Source organism: Scytonema sp. HK-05, from assembly GCF_963872035.1.
Classification (GTDB): domain Bacteria; phylum Cyanobacteriota; class Cyanobacteriia; order Cyanobacteriales; family Nostocaceae; genus Kalymmatonema.
Genome location: NZ_CAWMYC010000147.1, coordinates 1 through 23,585, shown reverse-complemented (window position 1 = coordinate 23,585; position 23,585 = coordinate 1). Strand labels below are relative to the sequence as shown.

At 44.9% G+C, this 23,585-nt stretch carries 17 protein-coding genes; 5 read left to right on the top strand and 12 right to left on the bottom strand.

Going from position 1 to position 23,585, the window contains the following annotated elements:
• The first annotated feature begins 226 nt into the window (after positions 1 to 226).
• A complete protein-coding gene (locus AACT52_RS33460; protein ID WP_073628097.1) occupies positions 227 to 1,513 on the top strand; it encodes a hypothetical protein in 1,287 nt (428 codons plus the stop codon).
• A 93-nt stretch (positions 1,514 to 1,606) separates the two neighbouring features.
• On the opposite strand, the gene AACT52_RS33455 is transcribed toward AACT52_RS33460, so the two are convergent.
• Positions 1,607 to 2,752 carry a SpoIID/LytB domain-containing protein gene (locus AACT52_RS33455; protein WP_198940834.1) on the bottom strand — a complete coding sequence of 382 codons (1,146 nt, stop codon included), beginning with the start codon at positions 2,750 to 2,752 and terminating at the stop codon, positions 1,607 to 1,609.
• Positions 2,753 to 4,144: 1,392 nt separating this feature from the next.
• On the opposite strand from AACT52_RS33455, the gene AACT52_RS33450 reads away from it, so the two are divergent.
• Positions 4,145 to 6,925, top strand: coding sequence for an AMP-binding protein (locus tag AACT52_RS33450; protein ID WP_073628095.1), 2,781 nt, complete (start codon positions 4,145 to 4,147; stop codon positions 6,923 to 6,925).
• A gap of 9 nt (positions 6,926 to 6,934) precedes the next feature.
• On the opposite strand, the gene AACT52_RS33445 is transcribed toward AACT52_RS33450, so the two are convergent.
• The 7 genes from AACT52_RS33445 to AACT52_RS33420 form a co-directional block, all read right to left on the bottom strand.
• The gene (locus AACT52_RS33445) at positions 6,935 to 7,762 is read right to left on the bottom strand and encodes a DUF928 domain-containing protein (RefSeq protein ID WP_073628093.1); all 828 of its coding nucleotides are present in this window, start codon (positions 7,760 to 7,762) and stop codon (positions 6,935 to 6,937) included.
• Positions 7,763 to 7,923: 161 nt separating this feature from the next.
• On the bottom strand, positions 7,924 to 10,266 hold the full coding sequence (locus tag AACT52_RS33440; protein ID WP_073628091.1) for a CHASE2 domain-containing protein: 2,343 nt from the start codon (positions 10,264 to 10,266) through the stop codon (positions 7,924 to 7,926).
• A 61-nt stretch (positions 10,267 to 10,327) separates the two neighbouring features.
• On the bottom strand, positions 10,328 to 11,296 hold the full coding sequence (locus AACT52_RS33435) for a DUF1822 family protein (RefSeq protein ID WP_073628089.1): 969 nt from the start codon (positions 11,294 to 11,296) through the stop codon (positions 10,328 to 10,330).
• A 204-nt stretch (positions 11,297 to 11,500) separates the two neighbouring features.
• Positions 11,501 to 11,695: a hypothetical protein gene (locus AACT52_RS41605; protein ID WP_143172721.1), complete on the bottom strand. Its 195-nt coding sequence runs from the start codon at positions 11,693 to 11,695 to the stop codon at positions 11,501 to 11,503.
• A complete protein-coding gene (locus AACT52_RS33430; RefSeq protein ID WP_073628087.1) occupies positions 11,670 to 14,312 on the bottom strand; it encodes a CHAT domain-containing protein in 2,643 nt (880 codons plus the stop codon). The genes AACT52_RS41605 and AACT52_RS33430 overlap by 26 nt, the downstream gene beginning before the upstream one ends.
• Before the next feature lie 323 nt (positions 14,313 to 14,635).
• A complete protein-coding gene (locus AACT52_RS33425) occupies positions 14,636 to 16,423 on the bottom strand; it encodes a ShlB/FhaC/HecB family hemolysin secretion/activation protein (RefSeq protein WP_073628085.1) in 1,788 nt (595 codons plus the stop codon).
• Positions 16,413 to 16,607, bottom strand: coding sequence for a hypothetical protein (locus AACT52_RS33420; RefSeq protein ID WP_073628083.1), 195 nt, complete (start codon positions 16,605 to 16,607; stop codon positions 16,413 to 16,415). The genes AACT52_RS33425 and AACT52_RS33420 overlap by 11 nt, the downstream gene beginning before the upstream one ends.
• A gap of 185 nt (positions 16,608 to 16,792) precedes the next feature.
• Between AACT52_RS33420 and AACT52_RS41600 the strand changes: the two genes are divergently transcribed.
• The gene (locus AACT52_RS41600; RefSeq protein ID WP_445263938.1) at positions 16,793 to 16,927 is read left to right on the top strand and encodes a hypothetical protein; all 135 of its coding nucleotides are present in this window, start codon (positions 16,793 to 16,795) and stop codon (positions 16,925 to 16,927) included.
• A gap of 88 nt (positions 16,928 to 17,015) precedes the next feature.
• On the opposite strand, the gene AACT52_RS33415 is transcribed toward AACT52_RS41600, so the two are convergent.
• Positions 17,016 to 17,819 carry a prohibitin family protein gene (locus AACT52_RS33415; RefSeq protein WP_073628081.1) on the bottom strand — a complete coding sequence of 268 codons (804 nt, stop codon included), beginning with the start codon at positions 17,817 to 17,819 and terminating at the stop codon, positions 17,016 to 17,018.
• Between the two features lie 713 nt (positions 17,820 to 18,532).
• On the opposite strand from AACT52_RS33415, the gene AACT52_RS33410 reads away from it, so the two are divergent.
• The gene (locus AACT52_RS33410) at positions 18,533 to 18,973 is read left to right on the top strand and encodes an RrF2 family transcriptional regulator (RefSeq protein WP_073628079.1); all 441 of its coding nucleotides are present in this window, start codon (positions 18,533 to 18,535) and stop codon (positions 18,971 to 18,973) included.
• Between the two features lie 565 nt (positions 18,974 to 19,538).
• Here the strand turns inward: AACT52_RS33410 and AACT52_RS33405 are convergent.
• From AACT52_RS33405 to AACT52_RS33395, 3 genes are read right to left on the bottom strand one after another with little or no spacing between them, the layout of a single operon-like run.
• Positions 19,539 to 21,302 (bottom strand): hypothetical protein, encoded by a 1,764-nt coding sequence (locus AACT52_RS33405; RefSeq protein WP_073628078.1) that lies wholly within the window; start codon positions 21,300 to 21,302, stop codon positions 19,539 to 19,541.
• Positions 21,299 to 22,000 carry a hypothetical protein gene (locus AACT52_RS33400; protein ID WP_443216606.1) on the bottom strand — a complete coding sequence of 234 codons (702 nt, stop codon included), beginning with the start codon at positions 21,998 to 22,000 and terminating at the stop codon, positions 21,299 to 21,301. Before AACT52_RS33400 ends, AACT52_RS33405 begins: the two co-directional genes overlap by 4 nt.
• 10 nt (positions 22,001 to 22,010) lie before the next feature.
• Positions 22,011 to 22,835: a hypothetical protein gene (locus AACT52_RS33395; RefSeq protein ID WP_073628074.1), complete on the bottom strand. Its 825-nt coding sequence runs from the start codon at positions 22,833 to 22,835 to the stop codon at positions 22,011 to 22,013.
• 119 nt (positions 22,836 to 22,954) lie between these two features.
• Here AACT52_RS33395 and AACT52_RS41595 point away from each other — a divergent pair, with 119 nt between their 5' ends.
• Positions 22,955 to 23,155 (top strand): hypothetical protein, encoded by a 201-nt coding sequence (locus AACT52_RS41595; protein WP_158054520.1) that lies wholly within the window; start codon positions 22,955 to 22,957, stop codon positions 23,153 to 23,155.
• The last annotated feature ends 430 nt before the right edge of the window (positions 23,156 to 23,585 follow it).

The window sequence follows — 23,585 nt, the reverse complement described above, 5'->3', positions numbered from 1 at the left end:
ATCCAAGAATAATCGTTTGTTCAACAGGAGCGGGAGACTTTTTCTTTTTTGAGGGAATGGAAAGAGCGATGTAAACGTTTTTTTCCTTCGTCTGCAAAGCCAGCCTTAGCTTCTGCAATTTTTAATAAAAGCAAGACATTGCCTCTCGTCGCATCTTGCCAAGTTCTTAAAAATCAAACTTTATACTGGAAGAAGTAAGAGTATTTTTCGCTGCGAGGGAAGAGCGATGGCTCCCAATCCCACCATCATGCAAGCTGTGGAACAATTAGGTTACCGCGTCACTGTTGGAGACGTGGCAACTCAGGCTGGATTAAATGTTGCGCTGGCAAATCAAGGGTTATTAGCTCTTGCAACTGAAGCTGGCGGACATTTACAAGTTTCTGATACGGGTGATATTGTTTACTTATTTCCAAAAAACTTTCGAGCAATTTTACGTAATAAATATTTGCAATTACGGTTACAGGAATGGTGGAAAAAGCTTTGGGGCGTTCTGTTTTACCTAATTAGGATTTCCTTTGGAATTTTCTTGATTGTTTCCATCGCCCTGATAACTATCACCATTATCTTAATCATCACCGCTGCCAACTCAGACCGCGATAGCAACGATAGGGGTGGCAATTTTAGTGGTGGGTTTTTCTATTTCCCAGATTTATTCTGGTATCTTAGCCCAGATTATGACACCCGTCAGAGGGAAAGACGTCGGGAAAAAAGCAATCTGAATTTTTTTGAAGCTGTCTTTTCGTTTTTGTTTGGCGATGGCAACCCTAATGCCAAGTTAGAAGAACGCCGTTGGCAAGAAATTGCTACGGTAATTCGTAACAACCAAGGTGCCGTAGTCGCCGAACAAATTGCACCATATCTAGATAATATTGGAGAAGGTTCTGCAAAAGAGTACGAAGATTATATGCTGCCGGTTCTGACTCGCTTTAACGGGCAACCCAAGGTGAGTCCTGATGGGCAGATTGTTTATTACTTCCCAGAGTTGCAGATAAGTGCTGCCAAAAAGTACCGTCAGCCTCTTTCAGCGTATTTGGAAGAATTTCCTTGGCGCTTTAGTGCGGCAACTTCAGGACAAATTCTGCTAAGTGCAGGGTTGGGTATTGCAAATTTTGTCGGTGCATTAGTGCTCTTGAGTTTGCTGAGAGATGGTACGGTAGCCGCCCAAGTCGGTGGACTAGTCGCTTTTGTACATGGGATTTATTGGCTATTATTGGCTTACGGAACAGGTTTCTTAGTTGTCCCGTTAATACGGTATTTCTGGATTCAGTGGCGCAATAGCAAAATTGCTGAACGCAACCGCGATCGCCTATCCCGGGCAAGACAACTAGCAAGCGCAGACTCTGTTTTGCAGCAAAAAATAGCTTATGCTCAGCAGTTTGCCGCAGAAAAAGTCCTTGGTGATGAAGATTTGGTCTACTCTACCGAAACTGACTTGTTAGAACAGGAAGTAGAACGTTCTGAACAAATTGACGCTGAATGGCAAAAACGCCTGCAGCGAGGGAGTGGGGAGTAGGACAGCATCCGGCGCAGGGGAGCAGGGGAGATGAGGGAGACAAAGGAAATAATTTCCTCATCATCCGACAGCATCCGACAGCATCCTCTTCGGCTATTTCTTAACCTGAATAGGCGCTAGAGCAACACCTTTGTAATAGTAATTCAAAATTTGTAGGTGATTGTATCCGCGCTTTGCTAGATTGTAGGCTCCCCACTGGCTCATGCCCAAAGCATGACCATAGCCAAGTCCTCTAAGTGTAAAGCTTCCATTCCCGTTGCTGACGTTAAAGCGGGTGCTTTTTAGCTTTAGAGCTGTACGCACATCCTCGCCCCTCAGGACTTTCTGGCCTTTATCGCCGACAATTTTCAGAGATGTGACGCTACCGAAAGGTGATGTACTCTCAGGAATCATTTGCTTGACATTGCCGATTTCCGGAATTTGGGCGCTGATTTCCGTAGGGGAAAAAGTTCTGATCCAGTTGCATTCGCTGATATTTTGGTCAAAGTCTGGAACAGCACGTAGGTATGGTTCGCGACTTCCCCAAACATCTTCTGAGTTTTCAGTGTGTCCGCCAGAACACGCGTGGAAGACAGAAAGAATAATCCTATTTCTATAAGTAAGTACTTTCCCGGCTGTAGCATCAACTGCGGCTAAGGTGGTACGAGATTCACTGTTGACGCCTTGGTAAATTTGCCAACGATCAGGTGTATCACCCAAATCGTAAATGGGATTATTGCGTTGTTTTTCGCGCTCGTAAAGAGCATATGTACGGGCGGCGATCGCTTGAGCTTTTAAGGCTTCTAAAGGCCACCCGGAGTCCATTTCGCCACCGATTACGCTGTAGAGATATTCTTCCAAATCAACCCAGTTCACAACAGATAAGCCTTTTTCTGAGGGAACAACAAGAGTTCTGCCCCGATACCAGCGATCGCCTATATAAACGAATCCCTTACCTGTTGGCTCAACCCAAAATAAGTTAGATTGCCACTTATCCAAAGCAACTCCACCAGGAACTGCTTGGGCATAATAAGCACTCATTCCTGGCAACTGTCCCAGAGTACGACCGCTGCTATCCTTGACAACTGCAGTTGTAGAACTACCGACTTTTACCTGTTTGACGTCTCTTTCAATCGCCACGCGCAAGATGACAGATGCTTGAGCTGGGGCAACCAGAGCGATCCAGATGACGATACCAAGCCACCAATGGCGTCCTTTGATATGGGAAAATAAAGATGCTAGGAACAGTTGGAATTTCATGCTGACAATTATAGTTACACTCGTGTACGCTTGACGCTCGCTTTTGTAGTAGTTTCCCGTAACATAGCATTTCAACTCCATCAAATGATAGATGAACTCCCACAACCTAGCAACACTTTCATGATTTAACGCTCTACATAACGTTATAATGTTTAACGACCTACATAACGTTATAATGTTTAACGACTTACATAACGTTATAATGTTTAACGACCTACATAATGTTATGATGTTTAACGACCTACATAACGCTTGTCGTTGAACAAGTGAGACCAACTAGTGCTTGCTTGTCATTGTCACCGCTTACACCTACGCTATCGCTCGTCGAAATCCTTAAGTGTAGTCTACCCTTCAAGCTTTTAGCAAGCCTCCTCTACTATCTACGGGAAGCCGCTGAGAGCAAAACACACATATCGCGAACGTGTCGCGTGTGGCGATATCGATTTATCTTGCCGACAGGAGGCATGCGTCTACGCTGCACTACTTTACGCAACTCGCTTTGCGATGATTCTGACTGCCTTTATATGCAACCGCGTTAGCGTAAGCGCAAAGCACAGGCTTTGCCAACGCGAGATTTGTCATGCTAGCGACTCAGTACCTCTGCAGGAGGTACGCTAACAGCATGATAAGGATACTACCTTTCACAATTTTGGATGAAATGTTCAGATTGATAATACTGCTTTTGATAAGCAGCTTAATTGTGCTGTTTGATACAGCGAACAACCACATGATGACTGATTTGTAGAGTGCTTAGATCCTATTTTTTTGTGAACGTGATGATACTTGAAATCTTTTTGCAATGTATTAATGGTGGCGAAGTGTCTTTGAAGAAAGACAGAAGTACGTAAGTCCTATGTTCAGAGGACACGCTACGCGTTTGCGCCTCCGTAAGCGCAAAGCGTGCCGCTAGGCATACGCGTAGCGTTCCGAAGGAAAGGACTCAGCGTGTGCTTTAGCACTCAGCTGGTCATGCGCAGAGGCACGGACACACTTCGTGCCGAGAGTGGAAGCTTGCTGACTTACGGCGTAGCCGTGCCGCACCGCGAGTGCAGAAGGCAATACTGAAACTGAATTCTTCCCTTGTGTTCTCTGCCCACCCTTTGGGAAGGGCTTTGCCCTACAGCATAGCTGCCTTGCCCGTAAGCGCAAAGCGCAGGCTCCGCCAAGCGCGTAAGCTCCTCGCGAAGCGAGGCACGCGTAGCGTCTGCGACAGGAGAAGGGCGATAAAATGACACGAAAATCATTTTTGCGTGTAATTACTCAAGAGATTTTTTGAAGTAGGAAAATTTCGCCTCGGTCTTTAATCAGGAAGCATCGACCTTGGCTGTCTGAAAAAAATTTAGATAGCAGCCATTTAGTCTGTTTGTCCTTGTATATACATAGGAAACTGAGATGCAGCCTACAAGCAGAATTTTACAGGTTTTGACAATTGGTCAGTTGCTTTGTGAACAAGCCGAACAAAATCCTCACTCAATAGCGATCGCAGCACAAGATCGTCTTTCACTCACCTATAGTCGCCTATATACCCACATCCAAGACACGGTCAAAACCTTGAATTCAATGGGTTTGGGTCGAGGCGAGCGCATTGCAATTGTGTTATCCAATGGTCCAGAAATGGCGGTAGCATTTTTGGCGGTGTCTGCGTGTGCCACAAGTGTCCCCCTAAACCCAGCCTATCTTGCGCCTGAGTTTGAGTTTTACCTCGACGATTTAAATGCTAAAGCGCTGATTGTGCAATCGGGAGTCGATTCACCCGCCAGAGCAGTGGCAAAGGCTCGTCATATGCCCATTATTGAGCTAGAGCCATTGGAGGCAGAGGCTGGAATTTTTCAGCTTGTGGGTGATTCCAAGTTGCCCGCAGTCAGCAACGCTTTTGCTCAACCAGAGGATGTTGCTTTGGTTCTGCATACATCGGGAACCACTTCACGACCCAAAATAGTGCCACTAACGCAGGCTAATTTATGTAACGCAGCTAACAACATTAGAACAGCATTGCAACTACGGCAGAGCGATCGCTGTCTGAATGTCATGCCCCTGTTTCACGTTCAAGGGTTAATTACGGCAATCCTTTCGTCCCTAAGTGCAGGAGCTAGCGTTGCTTGCACTTCTGGATTTGACGCCTCTAAATTCTTTGTTTGGCTGCAAGCAATGCAACCAACGTGGTACACAGCAGTCCCAACCATCCATCAAGCAGTTTTGGCTGCAGCCGCAGACAAGCACACAAGCCTTGCTCACTGTTCACCACTGCGCTTTATCCGTTCTGGAGGTGCTGCCTTACCAGTCAAGGTCATGAAAGCCTTAGAGGAGTTATTTAGCGCTCCGGTGCTAGAAGGTTACGGGATGACAGAGACTGGCAGCATAACATCAATCAATCCCTTACCGCCACGCCAACGCAAACCAGGTTCAGTAGGAATTGCCGCAGGGGTAGAAATCGGCATCATGAATGAAGCTGGTCACTTACTCTCACCTGGTGAAATCGGAGAGATTGTCGTTCGGGGTGGCAATGTGATGTCTGAGTACGAAAATAATCCAGCAGCGAATCAAAACGCCATTTACAATGGCTGGTTCAGGACAGGTGACGAAGGCTATTTCGATAGCGATCGCTATCTTTTCATTACAGGTCGCTTGAAAGAAATCATTAATCGGGGAGGTGAAAAAATTTCCCCTCGTGAAGTTGATGAAGTGCTGCTAGATTATCCAGAAGTGACACAAGCACTCACCTTTGCACTACCCCATCCTACCTTGGGTGAGGATGTGGGAGCAGCCATTGTACTGCAGGAAAAAGCCACCATCACTCAAAGGGAAATTCGTGAATTTGCAGCAACCAGACTTGCTGATTTTAAAGTACCTGCTCAGGTAGTGTTTGTTGACGAAATTCCCAAAAGCCCCACAGGCAAACTACAGCGCGTTGGTTTAGCCGAGAAATTGGCTACCAAACTGAGGATATCTTTCGTCGAACCTAGCACTGAGGTAGAGAAAGTGCTGGCAGAAATATGGACTGAGGTGCTTGGCGTTGAGCGGGTAGGGCTTTACGACAATTTCTTTGCTTTGGGCGGTGACTCTTTGAATGCTGTACAATTGTTCACGCAAATTGAGAAGACTTTTGGCAAAAATTTGCCCTTGGATACCCTTTTGGTGGCAGCAACTATTGAGGAACTAGCCGATATTATCCGTCAGGAAGAATCGTTAGCACCCTCGTCCTCCCTGGTAGCAATTCAGCCAAATGGTTCAAAACCGCCTCTTTTCTGCATAGCTCCATTGGGCAGCAGTGTTCTTATATATCGAGATTTGGCAATGTCTCTGGGTGATGATCAACCAGTTTATGGTTTGCAAGACACAGGAATTTCCAGTACCAGAATTGAGGACATGGCAGACCACTACATCGCCCAAATACGTACTATCCAATCTGATGGTCCTTATTTTCTGGCAGGCTTATCTGCGGGAGGGGTTGTATCCTGGGAAATCGCTCAGCGCTTCGTTGCCCAAGGTCAGAAGGTGGCTCTACTAGCCTTATTTGATAGCTTCGGTCCAGAATATCCCAAACTGCTGCCACCAATACCAAGATTTTTATCAGTATTCAATTGGGCAGTGTTTGATTATCTACCAAGGCTAAGAAACTTACCCAGAAAAATTCTGGCTCAGTTCAAACAACAAGCAATTAAAGAGAATGTCAACCAGGTTCTTGATGAGAAGCAAAAGCTCAACGAACTCAACAGGCAAGACCCTGTTCAGTACCGAATTGATGTCTACAAAAAGAACTCTAGTAATGTTAGTTATCTGGAAAAATGGCTCAACTTTTTAATCATCTTCATATTCAGAAATTCTTCTTGTGGTCACTACACTCTTTTATTTACTGGTGGCTTGTATCTGGATACTTTAAATAAGTTATCCCAGGAGCAGCAAAAGTTTGAACGAGCTAACAGCAAAGACACAAGAGCGTATGTGCCGCAAGTCTACCCTGGTCGCGCAATCTTGTTCCGAGCCACTCAGCCCCTCCCAGGTGTTTACCGTGACCTCCAATTAGGCTGGGATGGTATGGCTACAGGAGGATTGGAAATTTATGAGGTTCCTGGTAATCATCTATCCATAATGGCATCACCAGTTCTGGCTGAAAAATTAAAAGCTTGTATTGACGAGGTGGTACGCCAAAAAAGTCTCGTGAATTTGCGTTAGCCGCTTGGGTTAATTCTTCAGCAGAAGCGGTTTTGCAGCAATGTCATTCAAGCCGACAAAGATAAGCAAATCCTGCCACTCTTGCTGAAGAGTTGCATCTTGGGGACTGTTCTGACGCAGTTGTGCTAGTGTCGTTAATGCCTCATACCATATTCCATTGCTGGCATAAAGAGCAATTTGCTGTGTTGGCTGTGCTTGCTGGATCTGTTGGGCGATCGCCGCGTTCAAGTTGACTCGTTGTACCACTCCTTCAACATAAATAGGGGCTTGTTGCTTTTGGCTCTCGCAGTAAACATTAAAGAACCACCGATATTGTTTGCCTACACTCAGAGAGGGAGCACTCGTAGGTAGAGAAACACTGATCACTCCGGGTTGACTCGGTAGGGTAATATCCTGGCGATAGACCGGATTCGATTCCTGATCAAGCAGCACAAAATCAGCTGGGTAGCCAGAACCTTTGACGTAGGGTGCGTAGAACCAAAAAGTCGGGCGTTCTACTGTAGTCAATCCCCAAACATTCATGACCGAGGTTGGTTGCTCGGTTAAAGGGACTAGAGCAGTAAGTCCAGGATTCGCAACTGGACACGCACCCCGTCTGGCTCCACCATAGCGGCGACCTCCTGGAGGGGGTCCAGACGGAAGTGGAGGTAGGACAAGGCGCAAACGTTCCTTACGAGAAGTCGTTGGTAACGGTTTTGACTGTGATAAAGAATTGGAGCGTTGGGTTACATTTTGTTGAGGAGACTCAGCCAGAACCCACGTTGTGCTATGTAGCAAACTGAAGCAGCCGAGAGTCACTCCCAAAACCAGTTTCATCGGATATGAAATCATTTTCATAAATCACTTTTAACTGTTGAGTGTTAACTATTAATTGTTAACTAGGGACACAAACATGTAGAAAATGTACAATTTTATTTACTACGACTATTTACCTTCAACCATAAATTAAGCACGTTTCCAAAGTGCTGTAGGCGTTAGGTTCTGCATTTTATTCCAGCTCAATTTGCTAGAACTAATCTTGAATTTGAATTTTCAAATAAAACGACGCTAACCGTTCCGACTAGTGCTAAAGCTGAAGGTACAAACGGCACCCAATATCCGTGGATAAGTAGACCAAAACAGAGTACGTAGAGAACTCCAGAGGAGACAATGACTAAGATTGCCAATCTGGGGAGCGATCGCACAGCAAGAACTCCTCCTACCACAGACCAACCCCAAATCCAGATGACCTCACTCCACAATGACCAAACTCGTAGCAACGGACGTTTATCTAGGACAGCACTAAGGAGTTGACTGACCATATGTGCTTGTACAAAAACTCCTGGCATTTGCTTATCAAACTGATTTTCGTATGGTGTAGCCCAATAGTCACGAGACTCCCCTTTAGCTACAACACCAATCAGGACAATTCGGTTTTTGATGGCACTAGAATGAACCTGATTTGATAAGATTTGTGTCAGCGTCACCTCTTCGGCAATCTTCTGGGAGGAACGATAGTTCAGCAAAATTTGACCACCATTGGCATCAATTCCCTGATATCCGCCAGTACGAGAGCTTAGACCAGGAAAAATAGTATTCCCAAGCTGCAAATCTCCTTGAGAAGTTAGCTTTGGTTGAATTCCTTTATCAGCAAGCAAATAACGAAATGCCAACTGGGCTGAGAATGCATAAGTAGCATGACACGAAGACACAGGTTCCTGGTTCATAAACAGGAGATGTCGCCGCACCACGCCATCAGGATCATGAATAAAGTCGCTAAATCCCAAGCGTTCTTCTGGGATTTCCGGCGGCGGCGCAATACCCTTGACAGGTGTTGCGGTATCGCTATTCTTGCAAATCCCAATCAAGTGTTCAGTTTGGTTAAGACGAGTGGTTAAATCTGGGAGTTCAGCTTTAAAGTCGCGGTAAATATCTAAGCCAATTGCTTGGGGTTTGTACTGCTGGAGTTTCTCCAAAAGTTTATTGAGAGATTTGTCTGACAGAGATTTGCCATTCACATTCTCGCCATTTCGTCGTTGAGCATCAATATCATCATCATCAATCGCCACCACTAGCAGCCGTGGATCGGGTTCTTCATGGAGGATGAAGGGACGTAAGCGCATCATCTGGTCAAAAGCTTCGAGTTCACTCGTTTGCAGTAGCCCGAAAAACCTCAGCCCGCAAACTAAGGCAGTCATCACCACCGAGGACAACAATGCTACAGCGAATCTGGGTGGAGGCGCGCTTTGAGGTGGCGTAACTTCTGGCGGTTGCAGTTCAACCTTACCTGTAATCTCCTGCCAAGTGGGAGGGACTTGTGCTAGATTTTGGCAAATCACTGGTAACCAAGTCGCGCAGGGAAACTTATCCTCAAGACCTTGCAACCGTTCCCGAGAATCCCGCACTGCTTGGTAAAAGGACTCACCACCAGCAAACCCTTCTAAAAAAGACTTCAAGAATTCCTGTGCCACTAAGTCTGGAACGGGTTCGCGCATCACGATAATCTGTGGGATTTGCAAATCAGCCAGATCTCGCGCCAGTCCTAATCCATCGCAGGAGTTGAAAATTGCCAATTGTAACCCACGTTCCACGGCTTTTCTAAGGGCGTACCGTAATTCGCTGATGGTCAAGCTCTCAGTTTGATTCAGGTATATGCGCCCAGTTCCATCTTTCCCCTGACTCGAACTGTGTCCAGCGAAGAAAAGAATATCCCAGCTTTTCCCCCACAGATAGTCGGTCAATTCCTTGCGCTGGGGTTCCACCAAAAACGAGACATCTGCATCTCTTAGCTGTTGTAGCAAAGCACGGTCAGCCTCAGTGTCAATCCCCTGACTATTGCCGACAATTGCTAAAATATTTACTTTTTCATTACGTGTTTTCTTGTAAGTAATTTTTTCGTAGGTTGGTGATGCTAGGGCAAATTCAGCCTTGGGGTTGCGTTCCAACAAGTCCCAGAGATGCCAGGGCAAGAGTTGCAACTGACTATTTTCGGTTTGTAAAATGACCCGGACTTCATCCGTAGGTAACAATTTTTCTAGCCATTTCTCCCGAATCGGGCGAAACTCCTCCGTTCGCAGCCAAGTGTTGAAGTGCGATCGCAAAATATGGGCAATGTTATCGCAGTCTTGGGTGATGGATACATTTGTTACCTGCATATCGTCAGCAGACAAACGATAACGGTTGCTCAGCCTTCGATAGCTAGACTGCCAGTGGCTATAGTACAGTGGCATTTCGACGGCAGCAGGTAACTTCGCGGTGATTTCAGTTGAGGGACGCTCATCTTCTTCACCAATCTGTAGCGTCACGGGAAACCCCTGCTCAAAGCTACCATCTGCAAATTTTAAAACCACTAACTTACCCATGATTGAAATAGGAGTGGCGACAAGTGGACGAGACTCTTGACTCTTGACTCTTGACTCTTGACTAAATTACAAAATGTTCTGTGACACTTGCATCATTGAGTGCCACCTTAACGCTAAATTGCTCTGCGCTTTCACCTCTAAACTGTAACTGTAGGTAGTTATCAGCACTTCTAGCTTGAGTTTCCAGAAAAACTGCTCCAGACTGATCCAGCACCGTCAATTGTACTCCAGGGATTAAGTAAATTTGATGACCAGTCGGGCGCAACTGCAGGCGAATGCTAGTTTGTTGGTTAACTTCTGGTCTAATTTCTACAATAAGCATGACGGGTTGGTTGGCAATTTGGATTCCCAAATCAATCAACTTTGCGCATCTGGTAAATACATCATTTTGGTTGGCAGCGTTTTGCTCAACAGTATCACCACTGCGAAAAGCATAAGCGGGTCTAAATTGTGGCTGGTTCCATATCGATTCAACGCTCTGCCACCCGCTATCCAAGATACCAGTAAACCACTGGCTCAAATTCACTAAAGTCCTGGCTGGGGTCTGTTTGAGTTTTGCAAGGTGTTCGATTAAATCTTCCAAGGGTTGGAGTTGACTTAAAGGTAGTTGTTCAGCTGTCATATTGGGAACAAACCCCAGCAGCTTTGCTTCCTCAAGCGATTCATCCACTTGGACAACCACATAACCGACTCTTTCTTCCCAGGTTTCTGGAGGAATGTAACACGCCTGTTGAGAAAGATGCACGGGGCGACACTCTAGACGACCCACTCCTGGCAACTCCAAGTCTGCTATATTGGCACACAAACGTATAACTGGGTTCCAACTGTCACTGCCTGTTAGGTTAGTGGGAATACCCATCATTTCCAAGTAGTCATTCACCACCCACACGCAAAGCGTATTCAGCAGGACTTGTTCGGCTTTTTCAGGAGTAGGCTGGTTTGAAGCAAACTGCTGCGCAGTTGTGCGAGCTGCCTGGGTAATAGGCAACGTTAAGGCAAAATCCTCTAGCTCATAGGTGGTGCGCGTCATAGTTTTGTCCCCGCTGATGAATCCTCTCTTAGATATTTATCGCTCGGAGTCATGAACTTTACGCAATATTAATTACTTATTAATCATTAGTGATTAGTTAAAAAAAGCTAATCACTAATAAACTGTTACCAAAGAATTTTGGACTTAAAGCAGTTATCAGTCCTGAGTCCTGAGTCAGTCAGGCGGGCGCTTTGGGAGATGCGCTCACCGCCCTCCGGGTATGCCTTCGGCACGTCTTCGACGAACGCCACTTGCTCTACTTGGGGAAACCCCAAGACCGCAGTGGCTCACCACCAACGCATAAAGGTGCTCTTGGTGGGGGACGCGCGACCACTCGTATTTAACTGATAACTGCGGCTGGTACTGTTCACTGTTAAAGCCAGTTGCCAATAAGTACATAGGCAGACCAAAAGCTGGGTGTGTTGTAGTTAGGATGTTTTAACAGTTGTAGCTGAGCAAGGCGAAGAGCTTCAGCTTTGGTAATATTGCCATTCTTCAACTGTTTATAAAAAGTACCAACAAACTGTGCTGTTGATTCATCATCAATCTGCCACAAGGATGCTACAGTACTGCGTGCCCCCGCTTTAACAGCTGCCCCAGCTAGACCCAACGCTGCACGGTTGTCTCCTGCTGCTGTCTGGCAGGCACTCAAAACTAATAATTGCACTGCTTCTGGTCTATTTTCATCCCGACTGCGGAGGATACTGTCGAAATCTATGACGTTGATTGGACCATTGGCAGCCAAAATAAAGGTTTTATCAGCGCGGGAACTAAATTGACCGTGGGTTGCCAGATGCAAAATATTGAAGGAAACAGCATTGACTTTGCTTTCCAAAGCTTGTTTGGTGAATTGCTGATCCAAAAGGCTAGTTGTTGAGACTCCGGCTTGGGTTATCAGGTTTAATTCTCTCTTGATGGCAGGCAAGGGTGCAAATTCGCTGTATCCTGGGGGGGGTTGAGTTAGCCCTGCGGTGAGAGCATTGAGCTGCCGTCGCACTAGTGGTTTGGGATCTTGAAGTTGCAACCCTATGCTGAGGGCGATCGCATATTTCTCGACCAAGTATTCCTTACCATTGTAAAGGGCAGAAGGCGGTATATTGCGTAACGCCCCATCCAGTACAAATACCAAAGTCTTTACCCCACTTGTTTGCAGTTCGGACTCAATTGGTTTTATCAACCAATTGTAAACCTGTTGTGACTGCGTTCTAAATGCTTTAATGGCAGATGGCTGGACAATATTTTGCCGCATTGCGCCGATAATCTTTTCTACTTCTGCTTGGCTAATTTTGGTGCTGTAGTGCCGCAAGGGTTGTTTAGGAATTTTAACAATCACTTGCAATTCGTCGGGAAGAATAATCGGGTAAAGAATGGCAGCAGTGGGGTTATCTTGGTCTACCACTTTGTCAAGCAGCACTTTCTGACCTTGTAGGCAAGCTTCCCGGAAAAAGTTATCTAGTTCTGCCAGTTGCAGTGCTTCCATCCGCTGGCGAGCTTTTTCTAAAGTTTTTTCATCAGGTTTCCCTTGTTGCAGTTGCAGCAGTAATTCCACTGATTCTCGATAAACAGGTTCTACACTATCTCGGAAAGAGAATTGCACATCCTGTTTAACCGCCACCAAGTCACTTCGCAGGGATTGGAGAGTATCCACAGCAGCATCATATGCCGCGATCGCTCCTTTGACATCTCCTTGTGCTTTTCGTAACCTTCCGAGTTGCCATTCCCATCGATAAGCAATCTCCGGTGCATTGCTTGCTTGTGCTAATAGTAACGCCTGTTGGGTCAGGTTTTGCGCCTCCGACCACTGCCCAGTTTTTTCGTACAAACCACCTAAACTTCCCAAAGCATACGCTTCTGCTTGCTTGTCACCCAAATTGCGGGCTTGTTGGACGGCGGTGGCGAGGAGTTGCGGTGGAGAGGATGAGGAGGATGAGGAGGAAATTATTTGCTTTGTCTCCCTCATCTCCCTTGTCTCCCTCATCTCCTCCATGCCTAATTTGGCGAGGCTATGAGCAAAGTTAATCCGGGCGTAGACAGCAGAACGACTGGCGGGCAGTGTGTTCAGTTGCGATTGAATTAAAGGTATGAGAGTTTGGGCTTGTGGTGATTGTTGATCCTCAATAAGAAGGTCTAAGTGATTGAGTTGCGCTTGGACTTTTGTTAAAGGTGAGGTGGAAATCTTAACTGTTTGTTGATAAAAGTCAATCGCTTGTTGTTTTTGCTGCTGTGTACGAGCATTATTTCCCAAACTAAAAAGACTTGCACCAATTTCTGCTGGAGATTGCAGGCGTTGGGCAATTTCCAGACTTTGCTGTAGCGCACCTTGGGAATCTTTCAAATTACCCACGAGTTGGAGGATATCACCAAGCGATCGCAATCCCACTGTCTTTTCTAACGAGTCTGGTTGTGATTGTAAAATTTTATAAACATCTTGTAGTGTTTTTTCTGCACGACGGTAAAAGCCTTGGGTTCGCAATGCTTGTGCTTGATTGATATGCGATCGCACTACGCCATTCGCGTCACCAGCCTTGCTATAAATCTTTTCAGCCTGCTGCCAAGTTGTCAAAGCTTGCTGTGTTTGTCCCGTCGCCAGTTGCAAACGACCTTGTATATCAAGGCTTTGGGCAAGAATTTGGGGTGTATGAATTTGCTCCCTCATCTCCCTCGTCTCCTGCTGTTGATATCCTAAGATATTTAAGCTTTGGGCGATCGCCTGCTTTGCCTCAGTCCACGCGCCGAGTTGCTGGTAAGCAAGGGAAAGATTACTTAGGGTTGCAGCAAGTCTTAGGGTATCCCCTTGCGTTCGGTATTGCTGAACTGCTTGCTGCAATATCTGCACGGCTTCGGCATATCGTCCAGCGTCGTACAACACTTTCCCCTCTTGCTGTGGGGAGAATGAGGAAACGGGGGGAGCAGGTGAGGGAGGAAGTTTCGCCAGCACAGGTGAACCAAGGACACACAACGAAGTGGTAACAACAGCTAGAACTAAGTAATACCGAATTGAATTGTGTCTTTTCATATCTTTTGTTTATTAAAAACGCATGAGGAGCGAGTAATATCAAGTTTGCTTAATCGCTTATAAATACCGAAGAACCCCACCCCGGTTTGTAAGAGCGCCAAAACCTCCCCTCCCCGCAAGCGGGGAGGGGATTAAGGGGAGCCAGCGCTGCAGGAGGGTTTCCCGACAGCAGGCGACTGGCGTGTGGGGTTGAAATATCACGGAAATCATAACTAATTAACCAAACTTAATATCAGGAAGAGAAAAATTTTTTTGACTTTTGACTTTTGACTTTTGACTTTTAACTTTTGGCTTTTGATTTTTGACTTTTAACTTTTAACTTTTTAAAAAGGATTGAAAATGATGGAAAAGTACAAACCGTTTTCCTGCCATGTGTCTTTATCCCCAGGGATGGAAATTATGGGAATACCCCAGTCCAAGCGGGCAGTAAGGCGGTTTTCTAATTGTAGGCGCAACCCTAAGCCTACAGAAACAAGTGTATTATCATCTAGCTCCGAACTCGGGCTGTTTTCTCTGCCAGAACGGTTCCAGCCTGTGCCAACATCGAAAAAGGGGGTTACTTGTAAAAGATTGTTGCGTTCAGAGAAGCGGACAATCGGAATTCGCACTTCCGCAGAAGCAAAGATGCCATTGTCTGTGAGTAAGGCGTCTTGGCGGTAGCCTCGGACACTTTCCAAACCACCTAAACCAAATTGTTCAAATGGCACAAGCGGTCGGTCTGCCAACTGCACATCTGCTCTCAGTAACAGCAAGGTATCGCGAGCCAACAGGCGCACCCACTGTGCTTGTCCTCTCCAAGCAACGAAACTCTTGGAATCAAAAGCGTCAAGTCCGAAACTGAACTGAGAACGCAAGGCAAAAACTTGCTGGCTATTGCGAGAAGTCCAGTCTTGAAAAAAACGCAAAGCGGTTACGCGCGTTTTTCCTTCTTCATCTGCGCCGAAAGCCGGAAAGGGAATTTCGCCATTGAGTAAACTGGCTTCGCTTTCCCGGCGAGTTGCACTCAGACCCAATGCCAATTCCTGAGTTGGAGATTGTATGATGGGCTGGCGTAGTGTGAGTTCATAGTAGCGAGAGTTCGACTGGATATCAAGCTGATTGAAGGGTCTTTCAATGACATCGCTGTCAGAAATTCCAAAGCTAAAGCTCACAGTGCCATTGCGGGGATTAAAGGGAACAGAGTAGCTAAAATCGAAGGTATTGCTGCCATCAGTATTGGTGTAAGCCGCGATGACGCTATCTCCCCATCCCAAGAGATTGGCTTCGCTGAGTTGGATTTGGCGGCGAAAACTCCCTACAGCAGGAGAACGTCCATTATCTAGGGCTATCTGTAGGTTAAAAGTATCTGCCTCCCTGACGCGTATTTCTAGCAAACTCACTCCCGGACGCGAACCTGCGGATAGTTCAGCGGATAGGTTTTCAATCAGGGGATTGAGTTGTAAAAGTTGCAATGCTTCCAGCAGGCGATCGCGATTTAAGGGTTTGCCTGTGGCTAGGGCAAGGCGGCTGCGCACATAGCCAGGATTAAGTCTGCGTGTGCCTGATACTTTGATGTCTTCCAGTGTACCCTCAACCACCTGGATTTCTACGACACCTCGCTGAAGCTTCTGCGGTGGGATAAAGGCTCCGGATGTGATGTATCCTTTGCTAACATACAAGTTAGAGATTTCTGTACGTACTTGGTAAAGTTCTGCAAGTGTTATCGGTCGTTTGGTATAAGGTTTGGTGATTTTGGCAAAATCTTCTGGACTAAAGACACTGCTGCCTGTGATTTCAAATTTTTCAACAGTAATGGTTTGGGGAGTTTCCTCAAATGGTGCTTGTTCGGGACTCGGGGGTGTTGTGGTGGGTGGAGGAAGTAACTCCTCTGGTGGCGGTAGGCGGGAGGGAGGCGGCTGTTCCGGTAATGGCTGGGTAGAAGGTGGCTGGTTCTGCCGTCGTGGAGTGGGTGGGGAGCTTGGGGTTTGGGCGCGTTGCTGATTTGATGGTTGCGTTGTATTTACGACTTGTGCTTGCAGTGGTTCTACTGGAATTGTGTTCAGAATTGCAACCAAGCTCAAGCAATGCCAGTATTGAGAGAACCCTGAGTTTTTGCGAAGTTTACCGAGCATGACAAGAGAACATTGGGATAGGATTTAGCGTCTGTGCTTGGGCAACAAGGATGACATCACCGTTAGCATCGACAATCCATCCTTGCGCTTCGATAATTTTAGGGGAATCTGGGTTTTTGGGCAAAGAATAAAAACGATAATCGTTGTTTTTCGAGGATTTTCTAGAATTTAGGCGATTTTTCACCTATTGTGATTTCCATTCCCAGAATTTCCTACTTCTGCTTGTCCCTCTTTTGAGTTATCTGCAGTATGTGAGGGAGTGACGCTAAACTTTACAAAAGTTAATATTTTTTTGATAAGCAGTCAAGCGATCATTTAAACAGCAAGACTCGGTGCTTTCATTGGTGCGGTGGTTTCGCGATCGCCTTTATGGGGGTACTGAGTCTTTTAGGGACACGGTGGTTTGAACGTGCGATCGCCTGCGGCGCTGGGCTCTGCGCCATCGCGCCGATTCGGGTGCTTTTGCACCATCGCGCTCAGGACTACCGCTTAATTTTGGAGTAGACTGCACGAAAGACAAACTTTTCGCTATCCTGCGTTCTGAATTCTTCTCAAAAAGGCATCACAGTATTAACTTGTCACGGATGATTTACTAATAAGCTTTGAAAAATTCGCTCAAATTGAATAATGTTGACTCACCTCTACCAAAAATTAACGGCAGCTTCCCATCCCATTTATCTAATGCTCGGTTTTGCAGGATTTCTGGAGTTAAAGTCTCATGCAGCACCTTATGTGCTTCCGCCTCTCCTTTTGCCAGATTAACCTTTGCCTCTGCCTCTTTTGATGCTTTCAGTGCGACAAACCCTGCCCGTTTTGCTTCCTGTTCGGCAATTTGTTTCGCCTCTACCGCCTCATCAAATCTCTGAGAAAAGTGAACATGCACAAGCGAAACATCATCAATTGCTATATGATAATTTGCCAGTCGTGCAGTTAATGCATCGTCTACTTCAGCTTTGACTTCTCCTCGTTTAGTAATTAATTCTTCAGCAGTATACTTTGCCATAACCGCCTTGAGAACTTCTTCAATTGCTGGGTTGAGAATTCGGTCTACAACGTCCCTTTCATCTCCTATTTGTTGAAAAATAGCATTTGCTTCCTGTGGAATAATATGCCAGTTAAGCGCTACATCTGTGAAAATATCCTGTAAATCTTTTGAAGAAGCTTCAGCAGAAATATCCTGTTTTTGAACTCTAACGCTCAATCTTTTAACTGTATTAACGACAGGGATAATAACATGAATTCCTTCTCCTAATATCGTGTTTTGTACTTTTCCAAATTCCATCAATACTCCCCGTTCCCCTGCATTAACAACCACAAAAGGCGTAAGGAAAATGGTTATCAGGCATAAAAGAGCAGTGAGTTTACTAGCACCGTTAAAAGCTTTAATTTTTTTCATAACTGACTTGAAAACGGCAATATTTTAATAGTGTTCAGTAAACAAGAGTTGAAGAAGACCGCAGAGTAGGAACGCAGAACTCAGCTTGATCACATAAACTTTTATGGGCAAGGAACACCTTACGATTTGTGGTCTAATCATAGAATAAGCGCTCGAAATGCGCGACAGTTTCATGGCAACATGGTGTCTGCTTTCTCAGAGTAGCAAAATCTTACACCTAAGTAAATTTACTAGATTCAGCAGACGTTCAAGGTAAATTTTTTGGACAATTAACGTATTCACTCAGATAAAATTTTAACTTGATTGTATGAAAGAGCAAAAAACTACAGTAAATTGGGAAGAATACCGTATTTCATAATATATGAATAGGAGTATGTTATTACCGCAGCTTGCAAACAAGTTTATCGCGCGGCATATCACAGACGAGTGCAAACTCAGCCGACAGCCGATACTTTGCTACCCAAACTTAAGCAGGAAGCAAGGTGACAGTGGCTTCAATACGATTGGGTTAGCCATGTTCATCCCTCAAAGATCCCCGCTAGCCTCCCGAAGATCGGCGAAATTAGCGCTTAATTTTGCATTAGTCCACGGAGGTGGACTTTGCTTGTGTAGTAGCGAATTATATTCGCCAATGACTTTTCTTTCTCCTTCTCTAAAGTTATACAAATCTGTTACGAAATCGTAATATTTGAAAAGCTGACGTTCTTCCCCAAATGATAGAAATTTCCTCTAAAATCAAATATTCTTTATTGGCGCTGCTAGAGCTGGTTAGATGTTATCAGCAGGGAGAATTCTTGCAAATAGAGCAAATAGCATCTTGTCAGCAAATACCAGACCGCTATCTCGGACAACTTTTGATGCAACTGCGGCGATGTGGAATTGTCCGCAGTCAACGGGGAGTCAAAGGAGGTTATCAATTGGGCAAAGCACCTGACGAAATCACGATCTTGGAGATTTTGACTTGTCTGGAAGGTTCTGGTATCCAAGAACAGAAGGAACAAACCCAATCAGCGACAATGGAAAATATGATGATCCAAGAAGTTTGGCAGGAAGCAGCAAAAGCAGCAATGGCAGTTTTTGGACGTTATACCCTCAAGGATTTGTACGAGAAACAACAGGACAGGAAACGGTTGAATCCAATGTATTATATTTAACTCAAAATGCTCAGATTCCCGACTTCTTAACCTCACCCCCTGCCCCTCTCCGTGAGTTCGGAGAGGGGTGCCCGTGAGGGCGGGGTGAGGTGATACGTATGGATGCAACGTGCGTATCAAATTGGTGTCAACAATCACGTTCAAGCGTTTATTGCACGTTGATTTACCCCACCCCTTAGCAAGCTACGGTGTACAACACAGCAGATCGCTTTTCACCTCACCCTCCCTTTTAGCGCAGCTAAAATCTTTCCCTCTCCTTTACAAGGAGAGGGATGCCCGACAGGGCAGGGTGAGGTTCTTACAGCAGTTTTCACGTATTTGAACCACACTGTAGGGGCACAGCAATGCTGTGCCCCTACGGCAAATGTGGTCTATTTACCTGAAAATAGCTGTAAGGAATTTTGAATCATTTGATGACTTGTGTGTACACCGTAGCTTGCTAAAAGAAGCGGCGGTTTTGGCGCAAGACAAAACCGGGGTGGGGTAAGGCGCGGCTAACAAAAAGCTCTAGGGAATAGTCATTTTTTTATACTAAATAGTTAACTTAATTACTACAAGACATAACTTACAACCGCGTGATTTTATTGGCATACACTTCAACTTCTGTACCAGCCTCTAAGTGCCAAATATTACTTTTCATCATCTCTTGGGTGGCTTGTTGGTTACGCTGGTTAACCTGAGGTACGATCACCTTACTAGCGCCTTCTAAAATCGCAGCCGGGATGTTTCTTTGTTGTTCAGTTCGGCTAGTTGGGGCACAAAATTCATACTCATTCTCGTCGTTATTGCTGTTATTGTTGGGGTTATTAACACGCCTACTCCTAGTACAGTAGACTTCAGTTCTTGTCTCAGGACGGTTAAGTATATCTCCTACTTGACCGAGACCCCCCAACAAACCTGAAAATGTATCATTACCTGCTATCTTTCCGGATTTGTCAGGATATTTTCTAGCTAGTAACGGTCTTCCTCCAGGTCTGCGAATTTTTATTGCATCCGGAGGTAGGCGAATTTCTGTGATATTGCCGTTATTTTGGAAATTCACTGAAACTACAGAAAGTTGTACCCATCCGCCTTCGGTAATTTGCTTAATTTGAGCTACTAATTCAGTATTTTTAGGAAGTGCGATCGCCCCATCTACAGATTTCAATGGTTCCTTGAGACGCACGACAAATTGACTGTCATCTTTATTATTATTGTTATTACTACTACTACTATTATTACTTCCTGGTCTATTTGCTTCTCCAGTGATATCAGCCGCTAGAACAGCTTTAGCCTTGGTTCCTATTGCGATCGCTTTACCACCATACTGTTTTGTCTGGTTTGAGGCTAGTGATTGTTCCTGAGGATTCGTTGTTGTGTTTGTTCTATTTGGAAGAGGTTGTCTAGCCCTGGAATTGAATTCAGAAGCTAAAGGAGCTGGAGGAGAACTTGCTACCTGTGGTACGGTTGGTGTTGGAGTTATTGATCTATTTGTTGATAAAGCTTCTCCTACATCCGATGGCATTGGGATTGGGGCGAGTTCTGGTACAGAGGTAAGCTCAAATGTTGCGCTTGGAGTAGCAGTGACTGTTGGTTGAGGAGTCGGAGTCGGAGTAGCCCGAGGAGGCTGAGGAGACTGAGTAGGAGTAGGTTTCACCTGCGCTACACGCTGAGGAACCCTAACAATTCGTTCGACAACGCGAGGTACGTAAACAGTTCGTGCTGGCGTAGGTACTCTTTGTACCACCACGCGCGTTACAGGTTGTGGCTGAGATCTTGTTTGTGTGGGAGTTGGCGTCGCCCGAGTTGGAGGGCGTACAGTTCTCAACTGTAGTTGCGCTGCTTTCACAGCCTTTGCTTGTTCAGCTAATGCCAGTTTTGTTTTTAGGATCTCAATTTCTTGTTCCGGTTTTAATTGCTCTGTTTTGTTCAATTCATTCGTATTCTGGGTTATCGTCGGCGAAATTTTTCGCGGCTGTTTGTTATTTCCACTCATTAATTGAGAGAGAAAAATACCAGCTATCAGAACCCCAGAGAGGGTAGCAGCACCTACTACAGCTACCTTGGCAAAAGGATTAGATGAGAATCGTTGTTGTGTGCGAAGTGAGGATGGATGAGACGGTGGTACTTCGTCATTACTACTAGCATTACTACTACTAGTAGTCTCTGAAGCACTGCTTTCTTCCTTGGGTGGGGGAATTTCTTCTTCTAAACCAACCAAATTTGCCATCCGCTGATGCCAATCTGATGATTGTCCTTCTTGCTGTGGAGGAATTTTTAATTCAGCGTCTGAATTTTCATAATTGGAGGAATTGTTAGAGGATTTCTTAGGGCTTGGTAGTTGAGTCATTTCTGTACTTCCATCATTTTGTTAGCACATGTTTTATCTTGGATATCGCAAATATTAGAAATTTCTAGCCTCGCTTCGTTGAGGCGGTATATTGCTGAGTCTAGAGGATTTTGTGGATTGGGTATGCTAATTGCTTGTGTATCTAATGCTCGAATAAATATTTTTTTATTAAAAGGAATTGCTTCCCCATTTTTGTTATTATAACCTGCAAAAATCAATCGATTAGCAGCTATGTCTACTTGCCATTGACCATCAGCTATTTTCTCTGGCTGAGAAATACTGCGAACTAATAATACACTTTCTGCTCCCACGGGATTCACCAAAACATTTTTAGGAATTCCTTGAGCAATTTCAGCTTGAACTTTTCGCCTAATATCACCCGTTAAAAGTTCTGAAGTTGTTTGCCAAACTGTTTGTGGTGGTTGTTTGTCTGACCAAGTAAACATCATGGTCATTGTTTCACCAACGAAACGCCGAATTGTTTCTGGATTGCGTTCTAAATTTTCTTGGGAATCTACTGTTATGGCACGACCATCAACAAGTTGCACTAAACTTTGTGGTAAATTACCACTCAGCCTTTTCAACAGAGAACTATGAAACATCAGCAATAATATGGTAAACAAATGCAACCCAAATGTTGCGACAACGAATATGGAAAGAATATTAGTTTTGTTGTTTTTTGGAGTAAATAACATTATTATGTCCTACCTATCTTGTAAAGCTACTAGAATTGGGAAGGTCGCTACAGCGTTGTAACCGAGTTTGGGGCGAAGAATCATAGGGATTGGTTAAACATAAATCGCTGACTTCATAAATTTCTAGCTTTTGGTCACGGACACTATAAATAGCTTTTTGTACTGGAGTAATACTGTTTGCTAGGGGATGCTCAAAAGAATCTACTGCGCGTACTAAAAAATCTTTATTAAAAGGAGTTAATAACTTTTTATTATCAGTACGTCTCACCTGTACTATATTAGCAACCATACCAACTCGCCAGCGACCAGGCGCGATTTTTTCAGGAGGATAAACCCGCTGGATAGCTAACTGCGCGGTTAACGCTTGGTTCTTATTTTTAGAAAAAACTTCTGGCGGCGTCATATCCGCAACAAGTGCCAAGAAACCTTGGCGAAAATCTTCTGAAAGTCCAAAACTCGCTACCCAACTACTTGTAGAAACTCTTTTCGTGAGATTTTGTGACGTACTAATAAGTATTCCTGCATCAGCTTTGGGGTTAGTCACGTCTTCAACCGTTGCTGCTGGAAGTCTTCCAGACCAGTCGAACATAGCAGCCATTGTCTTACTGACAAATTGACGAATAGCTTCAGGTTCTCGTTCAAGAGTGTTGGTTTGAGGTACTGCTTTACCATCAACAAGTTGCACGAACGTCAGGGGCTTTCTTTGAGTAACTTCGTAAATACGCAAACCTTGAAACAATAAAAAAATGACGGTCACAAAATGCAAGCCAAAAGTAAAAATAGTAAATATCGTTAAAAGATTGACTGCTGATTTTCTTTCTTGTAATAGCTTAGTCATACTTTCAGTCACCTCTGGGTTATTTTATTCTTCCTCTATTTGTCAAGAACTCAAATTTCACAACTTATAGCTTAAATCGATTTTCAATTGAATGGATTACAATTTAATTTTCTTGTGAGATGGGCGTCTCGCCCGTCTTAGATTTAAAGCGGGCAAGATGCCCACCCCACAAAAACTATATTCAATTGCCTCGTTCCCAGCCTCAGGCTGGGAATGCAGCCTTAGGAGGCTCTGCCTTAAGAGCGTTACTAGCCGCTTCAAGGGCATTTCCAGGTGGAACCACCCTACAGTTATTGAGAATGGTGCGAGATGTCAGTTAAAACGGAATTCGGCTATTACTCAGATCTTGCACCCAACAAGAGCCAGAGGCTCTAATATCTCGTTACCAGGTTCAACCTGGTAACGAGGGTTTGGAGACTTCGCCTCCTCACTGTTGCAACAGGTGGAAGATCTCAGATTAGACTCCTTGCAAAAGTATGATTTAAAGATAGACATAACAACAGATGCACACAGATTAACACAGATAACTTATCTGTGTGCATCTGTGTCCATCTGTGGTTTTATTTTCATAAATTTGACTTTTCTAAGAGGTTTATTAGCCCTACAATTTCTTCCAAGGTGTCATCCATAAAATGAAATAGCCCTGGCATTCACCTCCTGATATTTTAAACTTTTGTAGAGACGCGCTGTTTGAAGCGTCTCTACAGTTATGGCGCGTCTCTACAGTTATGGCGCGTCTCTACAGTTATG